Genomic DNA, 7643 nt, shown 5'->3' with positions numbered 1-7643 from the left:
AGTGGAAGTCGCCCTCCGATGCTATACACCAAGCTCTTTCTAACCAGTTTCACCATTGTGGGACTGCTCGCTCTCGCCGGTTGTTCATTCCCCGGGGTTTACAAATTCGACATCCAGCAGGGCAATGTCGTCACGCAGGACATGATAGACCAGTTACGCCCGGGAATGACCCGGCCGCAAGTACGGTTTATCATGGGTAACCCTCTGCTTGTCGACACGTTCCATGCCGATCGCTGGGATTATCTGTATAGCCTGCAACCGGGTGGCGGTGAACGCCAACAGGAACGCATCAGCGTTATTTTCAACTCAAACGACCAGCTTGTCAGCCTGTCCGGTGACTTTATGCCGGGCGTAAGCCGTGACGAAGCCATTCTCGGCAAGGACAGTGGCACCACCGTGTCCGCTCCTGCTGAAAACGCCGAGAAGCCAAAACCGGAAAAACCGGTCAAGCCAGGTTCCTTGCTGGATCAGATCCAGAAGGACGTCGATGGTGTAGAAACCGTTCCGGTTCCGACACCAGAGCCACTGGACACCTCGCCGCAATAATTTGCGACGCAATAAAAAACCCGGAAATTCCGGGTTTTTTATTGCCTGCGATTTGGCTTTTTACGCGTTTCGCGCTTTGGCCTCGGCAGCCTTGGCGGCCCGCAAGCGTCGTACCTCTTTCGGATCGGCCAGCAATGGACGGTAAATCTCGATGCGCTCCCCCGCCTCAATCACCCGCGTATCCGGGTCAGCCACCACTTTGCCGAAGATACCCAACGGACACTCCGCCAGATTCAGCTCAGGGAACTCACTAGCGATACCCGACGCAAGCACCGCCGCCCGCACCGTGACGCCCGCATTTACGCTCACCGAGCGCAAAACCTGACGATCCACGGCCGCGTACACGACTTCTATCTCAATCACCGGCTCAACCATGCATCTGCTTGGCGCGCTGGCAAAACGCATCTACCAGCGTATTGGCCGCCTGATTGAACAGCGGCCCCAACGTGGCTCGCACCAGTGGCCCGGCATAGTCGAACGACAGGTCCAGGCTGATCTTGCAGGCCTTCTCGTTCAACACCTTGAACACCCAGACGCCGTGCAACTGATTGAACGGTCCCTCTTCCAGGTTCATCTCGATCGACTGCCCCGGCACCAGCGTATTGCGCGTTACAAAATGCTGACTGAGACCGCCCTTGGCCACGCCTACACTGGCACGCATGTGCTCCGGCGAGCTTTCCAGTACTTCAGCGGCCGAGCACCACGGCAAAAATTCCGGGTAACGCGCCACGTCGTTGACCAGGTCGTAGAGAAATTGCGCTGGGTACGGCAGTAGCGCTGATCGTTGAATATGTGTCGTCATGTGAGCGTTACTTCCAGAGCTGAGCGGCAAACACTACAAGAATGCCGATGGGCGCCACGTAGCGCATCAAAAACAAAGACAGGGCGAACAGTGCCGGATTGCGGATCGACAACTCGTCGCGTACCGCTTCACGCCCCATCACCCATCCGGCGAACAGCACAAAACACAGGCCACCGAGCGGCAACATGATCCTCGAGGTGAAGAAATCGATCACGCCAAAGAAGTCCAGACCGCTCTGCGCACCCCACTGGTAGAGGTGGAACACCCCGCCTTCGTTCACGAAAAATTTGGCCTCCTTCCAGATATTGAAGGAGAACACCGTGCCCAGACCGACGAACCAGCAAGTGAAAGCAAGCCAGAAAGTCACCCAAGCGCGGCTGACTTTCGTGCGTTCAACCAGATAGGCAACCATCGGTTCCAGCAAGGAAATCGCCGAACTCCAGGCAGCGATCGCCACAAGAACAAAGAACACCACGCCCATTAGTTGCCCGAAAGCCACGTTACCAAAGGCAAATGGCAGGCTGACGAACATCAGACCAGGCCCTTCGCTAGGGTTCAGGCCTCCGGCAAACACAATCGGGAACAACGCCAGGCCGGCGATCAGCGAAACAAAGGTATCGAGCAGCGCCACACCGACAACTGTGCCGGACAACGACGAACTCTTCGGCATGTAAGCGCCGTAGATCATGATCGAGCCGACACCGACGCTCAGCGAGAAGAATGCGTGTCCCATCGCCGGCAGCAAGCCGTCGAGGACTTTTTCCGGGTGGAAGTCGAACATGAAATGCACGCCTTCCATGAAATGCCCGGTGGTCATGCTGTAACCCAGCAATACCAGGATCATCACGAACAGCAGCGGCATCATGATGCGCAAGCTGCGCTCAAGCCCGGCGACCACGCCTTTGGCGATGACGAAGGCCGACAGCAGCATGAAAATCGTGTGCCAAAGTGTCAGACGCCAAGGATTGGAGATGACGTTGCCAAAATAGGCACCCACCTGATCAGCCGTCGCACCCTGGAAGTCACCGCGGCCCATGTCGACGATGTAGTCCAGCGACCAACCGCCAACCACACTATAGAAAGACAGGATCAACAATGCCGTGATCATCCCGGCAAAGGCGCCCCACGACCACTTGCCCGAGTGCCCGGCTTCCAGCGCCAGCACCTTCAAGGCGTTCGCCGGACTCTGCCGGGCGCGCCGGCCGATCAGGGTTTCTGCGAGCATGACCGGGATGCCGATCAGTGCGATGCACGCCAGAAACATCAGTACAAACGCACCGCCGCCGTACACCCCGACCATGTAGGGGAACTTCCAGATACTACCCAGTCCCACGGCCGAACCGGTCGCGGCGAGTATGAATACCCAGCGGCTAGCCCAACTGCCGTGGACAGAAACCTTGTCTGTCGACATCGTTTATCACGCCCAAGCGTTAGAAAAGAGGCCGCATTGTCCGGGATTCACTCAACCTGCTCAAGCACGCAGCATCACCGTAGCCGACAGCCGTTTATCTCCATATAATGCCGCCCCTATGGCTAAACAGAAGAAACACCCAACAGGGACCATCGCGCAGAACAAAAAGGCGCGACACGATTACTTCATCGAGCATAAGTTCGAGGCTGGTCTGGTCCTGGCCGGCTGGGAAGTAAAAAGTCTGCGGGCAAGCAAGCTACAGCTGGTCGACAGCTATGTCCTGCTCAAGGATGGCGAAGCGTGGTTGCTCGGCAGCCACATCACGCCTCTGATGACCGCAAGCACCCACGTCATCGCTGACCCGGTGCGCACACGCAAATTGCTGCTCAACCGCCGCGAGCTGGAAAAGCTTGCAGCGATGGTGCAGCAAAAGGGTTACGCCTGCGTCTGCCTGTCCTGGTACTGGAGCAAGCACATGGTCAAGTGCGAAATTGCTCTGGGCAAGGGCAAGAAGGAATACGACAAGCGTGATACCGAGCGTGAGCGCGATGCCGGTCGTGAATTGCAGCGTGCTGTGCGCAACAAGGGCAAGGAAGACTAGTCTTCCCCCCGAAAGCAAAGATCGCAGCCTGCGACAGCTCCTACAGGGAAATACATATTCCAGTGTAGGAGTTGCCGCAGGCTGCGATCTTTTGCTTTAAAGAATCACATCCCCTTGCGCCGCTCCGCCCGAGCCATGCGCTGAACCTCTTGCCGCACCTCTTCCAGCACTTCCTGCACATACAAAATGTGTCGGCTGGAAACCTCACGCGCCTGCTCTGCACGACCTTCAATAATCGCCAGATACAATTCCCGATGCTGGGTAATCAGCATGTCGCGGGTTTCCGTGCGCTGCTTGTACATGCCGCCGATGTTGGTCACAACGTTACGCTTGAGCAAATCGAACAGCCCGCGAATGGTGTGCAGCAACACAGCGTTATGACTGGCTTCGGCAATCGCCAAGTGAAACTTCGCATCCGCCGCGCCCTCCTCCGCCCGGCTCACTTCGTCATGGCGTGAATAGCAATCCTGCAACTCTTCGAACGCCGCGGTCAGCCGCTCGCGATCAACATCCGTCGCGCGCAATGCTGCGTAATAGGCGCACGATGCCTCCAGAGTGTGCCGAAACTCGAGCAAATCACGCTGTGCTTCAGGATTGCTTTCAAGCAACTGCAGCAGCGGATCACTGAACGTCGAGCCCAGACTCTCCACCACATAATTGCCGCCACCCTGGCGACTGACCAGCAGCCCTTTCGCCGCGAGTTTTTGAATCGCTTCGCGCAATGACGGCCGTGATACGCCAAATTGTTCGGCCAGCGTGCGCTCCGCCGGTAGCCGTTCACCGGACTTCAGCGTGCCCTCAAGGATCATCCCCTCGAGTCGCTCGACAATATCGTCAGACAAACGGCGCTGACGTATCTGATCAAACCCCATAACTCATTTCTCCACGAGCCCGACCGCTCGCCGGGCTCTCTATTCTGGCCTATCGGCGCCTTGCCGACACCTACCAGACGCCACTTGCCGAAACCGGATCAGATGCGATCTGCACCGCTTGTTCGACAAAAGTTTCAGGGCGACAAATTGACACACCGACATCAAGGCTTTTACCCTAGCCAACAGCGATTGTAAATTGGTCTTACCAATTATCCAAGAACGCTGACAGTGCCTGACCAACAACAATTAGGGGCCACCCCATATGCAAACCTGGCAACAGCTCTACAGCCCGCTCGGCAGTCTCGGCGTGTCCGCACTCGCGGCCGTCATCCCCATCGTTTTCTTCTTTCTCGCGCTGGCGGTGTTCCGCCTCAAAGGCCACGTGGCCGGGAGCATCACCCTCGCGCTGTCGATTGCCGTGGCGATCTTCGCGTTCCAGATGCCGGTCGACATGGCCTTCGCCGCCGCCGGTTATGGTTTCGCCTACGGTCTGTGGCCGATTGCCTGGATCATTGTCGCGGCGGTGTTCCTCTACAAACTGACGGTGAAAAGTGGTCAGTTCGAGGTCATACGCAGTTCGGTGTTATCGATTACTGACGACCAGCGCCTGCAAGTGCTGCTGATCGGTTTCTGCTTCGGCGCATTCCTGGAAGGTGCCGCCGGTTTCGGCGCGCCCGTGGCGATTACTGCCGCGCTTCTTGTAGGACTGGGCTTCAATCCGCTGTATGCCGCCGGCCTGTGTCTGATCGCCAACACCGCGCCGGTCGCGTTCGGCGCCTTGGGGATTCCGATCATCGTTGCCGGCCAAGTCACCGGGATTGACGCGTTCAAGATCGGCGCCATGACCGGTCGCCAGTTGCCGCTGCTGTCGCTGTTCGTGCCGTTCTGGCTGGTGTTCATGATGGATGGTCTGCGCGGCGTGCGCGAGACCTGGCCAGCCGCATTTGTTGCCGGCCTGAGCTTCGCCGTCACTCAGTACTTCACCTCGAACTTCATCGGCCCAGAGCTGCCGGACATCACTTCGGCCCTGGCCAGCCTGATTTCCCTGACCCTGTTCCTGAAAGTCTGGCAGCCAAAACGCACCGCCGGCGCGCAAATCGCCGGTGCCACGTCGAGTGCAGCGATCACCGCCAGCGTCGGCGGTTTCGGCCAGAAGCGCACCACCGTGGCTTCGCCTTACAGCCTCGGGGAAATTTTCAAGGCGTGGTCGCCATTCCTGATCCTCACCGTGCTGGTGACCCTCTGGACGCTGAAGCCTTTCAAGGCAATGTTTGCCGCTGGCGGTTCGATGTACAGCTGGGTGTTCAACTTCGCGATTCCGCACCTTGATCAACTGGTGATCAAAACTGCGCCGATCGTGGCTGCTCCAACAGCGATTCCGGCCGTGTTCAAACTCGACCCGATTTCCGCGACCGGCACGGCGATTTTCTTCTCCGCACTGATCTCGATGCTGGTACTGAAGATCAATTTCAAAACTGGTCTGACCACTTTGAAAGAGACCTTCTACGAACTGCGCTGGCCAATCCTGTCGATCGGCATGGTCTTGGCGTTCGCTTTCGTCACCAACTACTCCGGCATGTCTTCAACCATGGCTCTGGTACTGGCCGGTACGGGCGCAGCGTTTCCGTTCTTCTCGCCGTTCCTCGGCTGGCTCGGCGTGTTCCTGACTGGTTCTGATACTTCGTCCAACGCTCTGTTCAGTTCGCTGCAGGCGACCACCGCGCACCAGATCGGCGTCAATGACACCTTGCTGGTGGCGGCGAACACCAGCGGCGGCGTGACCGGCAAGATGATCTCGCCACAATCGATCGCCGTGGCCTGCGCCGCGACCGGTCTGGTGGGCAAGGAATCGGATCTGTTCCGCTTCACCCTCAAGCACAGCCTATTCTTTGCAACGATTGTCGGTCTGATCACCCTGGCTCAGGCTTACTGGTTCACCGGCATGCTGGTCCACTAAACCTACACGCGAAATAGAAATAACCGACGCCGATCCGTGATTTCGGCGTCAGCAATTCACCACCCGGTCTGTAAGGCTGCTGAAAGCAATGCTCTCTATATTCAGCAGCCGCAACAGACGGATAACCGGGACCACCCGGAGACACGCCTGATGAGCGAGCTTTTTTACAACGCCGTGCCGAACGCGACCCGTGTGGCACCGCCACTGCCCGAACCTCGGCAATACCCCAGCGAGAAACCGGCGCGGGTTTACCTGTTCGGCACGTGTGTGGTCGACCTGTTCTACCCCGAAGCCGGGATGGACGCGATCCACTTGCTGGAGCGCGAAGGGATCCGGGTCGAGTATCCACAAGGGCAAAGTTGCTGCGGGCAACCGGCCTACACCTCGGGTTACACCGAGCAGGCGCGGACGGTAGCGCGCTCGCAACTGGCGCTGTTTGCCGGGGATTATCCGGTGGTGGTGCCATCGGGTTCCTGCGCCGGCATGCTGCGCGAGCATTACGCCGACTTGTTCAAAGACGAGCCGGAGACGTTGAAACAGGTTCAAGCCCTTGCAGCCCGAACCTATGAACTGGCCGAGTTCCTGCTGTTCGTCTGCAAGGTGCAGCTCAAGGACAGCGGCGCACCGGTGAAAGTCGCGCTGCACACTTCGTGTTCGGCACGTCGCGAAATGAACACCCACCTGCACGGCCGCGAGCTGTTGGCGCAGTTGAGCAACGTGGAACGGGTCAATCATGACCATGAAAGCGAATGCTGTGGCTTCGGCGGAACATTCAGCGTCCGTATGCCAGACATTTCCGGCGCGATGGTGGCTGACAAGACCAAAGCACTGAAGGATTCCGGCGCGCACCAAGTCTTGAGTGCCGACTGTGGCTGTTTGATGAACATCAACGGCGCATTGGAGAAACAAAAAGAAGCGCTACGCGGGCAACATCTCGCCAGCTTCTTGTGGCAACGAACCGGGGGTGCGCGATGAGCACTTCCGCGATTATTCCTACGGTCGCCGTAGAAGAAGATTTCCGCACCCGGGCGCACAACGCCTTGGGTGATCAGCAACTGCGGAATAACTTCCGCACTGCCATGGACTCACTGATGGTCAAGCGGGCAGCCGCGTTCAGTGATGCCCACGAAAGAGAACATTTGCGCGCACTGGGCAATTCGATCAAAGCCCGCGCGCTGTCCAAGTTGCCCGACCTGCTCGAGCAACTGGAACAGAACCTGACCCGCAACGGTGTGACAGTGCACTGGGCGGAAACGGTGGACGAGGCCAATGGCATCGTCTTATCGATCATCCGCGCTCACGAGGCGCGGCAAGTGATCAAGGGCAAATCGATGGTCAGCGAAGAGATGGAGTTGAAGCTGTTCCACGCGGCTCGGGAGAGTGCTTGTCTGTTGTCCGAAATGGGGGTATACATCGTGCATATCGAGCAATTGAATCCTTCATTCATCATTTTG

General features: G+C 58.0%; 9 protein-coding genes. 5 read left to right on the top strand and 4 right to left on the bottom strand.

The window, feature by feature from the left end; all coding sequences use genetic code 11:
• Positions 1-18 precede the first annotated feature (18 nt).
• The gene (locus ACIF4X_RS28770) at positions 19-546 is read left to right on the top strand and encodes an outer membrane protein assembly factor BamE (RefSeq protein WP_397484651.1); all 528 of its coding nucleotides are present in this window, start codon (positions 19-21) and stop codon (positions 544-546) included.
• Positions 547-606: 60 nt separating this feature from the next.
• On the opposite strand, the gene ACIF4X_RS28765 is transcribed toward ACIF4X_RS28770, so the two are convergent.
• The 3 genes from ACIF4X_RS28765 to ACIF4X_RS28755 are packed head-to-tail and all read right to left on the bottom strand — an operon-like array spanning position 607 to position 2759.
• Entirely contained in the window at positions 607-921 is a 315-nt protein-coding gene (locus ACIF4X_RS28765) for an RnfH family protein (protein ID WP_242205385.1), read from the bottom strand.
• On the bottom strand, positions 914-1348 hold the full coding sequence (locus ACIF4X_RS28760; protein ID WP_008088301.1) for a type II toxin-antitoxin system RatA family toxin: 435 nt from the start codon (positions 1346-1348) through the stop codon (positions 914-916). The genes ACIF4X_RS28765 and ACIF4X_RS28760 overlap by 8 nt, the downstream gene beginning before the upstream one ends.
• Positions 1349-1355: 7 nt before the next feature.
• A complete protein-coding gene (locus ACIF4X_RS28755) occupies positions 1356-2759 on the bottom strand; it encodes a sodium-dependent transporter (protein WP_397484650.1) in 1404 nt (467 codons plus the stop codon).
• 118 nt (positions 2760-2877) lie between these two features.
• On the opposite strand from ACIF4X_RS28755, the gene smpB reads away from it, so the two are divergent.
• Positions 2878-3360 (top strand): SsrA-binding protein SmpB, encoded by a 483-nt coding sequence (gene smpB, locus ACIF4X_RS28750; RefSeq protein ID WP_008088297.1) that lies wholly within the window; start codon positions 2878-2880, stop codon positions 3358-3360.
• A 104-nt stretch (positions 3361-3464) separates the two neighbouring features.
• On the opposite strand, the gene ACIF4X_RS28745 is transcribed toward smpB, so the two are convergent.
• A complete protein-coding gene (locus ACIF4X_RS28745; RefSeq protein WP_007915207.1) occupies positions 3465-4232 on the bottom strand; it encodes an FCD domain-containing protein in 768 nt (255 codons plus the stop codon).
• Positions 4233-4494: 262 nt separating this feature from the next.
• Between ACIF4X_RS28745 and ACIF4X_RS28740 the strand changes: the two genes are divergently transcribed.
• From ACIF4X_RS28740 to ACIF4X_RS28730, 3 genes are all read left to right on the top strand, one after another.
• Complete coding sequence (locus ACIF4X_RS28740) at positions 4495-6189, top strand: lactate permease LctP family transporter (protein ID WP_397484649.1); 1695 nt, start codon at positions 4495-4497, stop codon at positions 6187-6189.
• A gap of 150 nt (positions 6190-6339) precedes the next feature.
• The gene (locus tag ACIF4X_RS28735; protein WP_397484648.1) at positions 6340-7164 is read left to right on the top strand and encodes a (Fe-S)-binding protein; all 825 of its coding nucleotides are present in this window, start codon (positions 6340-6342) and stop codon (positions 7162-7164) included.
• The coding region (locus tag ACIF4X_RS28730) for an LUD domain-containing protein (protein ID WP_397484647.1) at positions 7161-7643 on the top strand (483 nt) is incomplete at its 3' end. The genes ACIF4X_RS28735 and ACIF4X_RS28730, both read left to right, overlap by 4 nt.

Origin of the sequence: Pseudomonas sp. NPDC085632 (genome assembly GCF_044541255.1) — a bacterium.
Classification (GTDB): Bacteria; Pseudomonadota; Gammaproteobacteria; order Pseudomonadales; family Pseudomonadaceae; genus Aquipseudomonas.
This window is presented reverse-complemented; position numbering and strand designations above follow the sequence as displayed.

Coding starts and splice junctions, on each gene's coding strand:
- ACIF4X_RS28765 (WP_242205385.1), bottom strand. CDS start 921: ATGGTTGAGCCGGTGATTGAGATAGAAGTCGTGTACGCGGCCGTGGAT.
- ACIF4X_RS28755 (WP_397484650.1), bottom strand. CDS start 2,759: ATGTCGACAGACAAGGTTTCTGTCCACGGCAGTTGGGCTAGCCGCTGG.
- ACIF4X_RS28735 (WP_397484648.1), top strand. CDS start 6,340: ATGAGCGAGCTTTTTTACAACGCCGTGCCGAACGCGACCCGTGTGGCA.
- smpB (WP_008088297.1), top strand. CDS start 2,878: ATGGCTAAACAGAAGAAACACCCAACAGGGACCATCGCGCAGAACAAA.
- ACIF4X_RS28740 (WP_397484649.1), top strand. CDS start 4,495: ATGCAAACCTGGCAACAGCTCTACAGCCCGCTCGGCAGTCTCGGCGTG.
- ACIF4X_RS28770 (WP_397484651.1), top strand. CDS start 19: ATGCTATACACCAAGCTCTTTCTAACCAGTTTCACCATTGTGGGACTG.
- ACIF4X_RS28760 (WP_008088301.1), bottom strand. CDS start 1,348: ATGACGACACATATTCAACGATCAGCGCTACTGCCGTACCCAGCGCAA.
- ACIF4X_RS28745 (WP_007915207.1), bottom strand. CDS start 4,232: ATGGGGTTTGATCAGATACGTCAGCGCCGTTTGTCTGACGATATTGTC.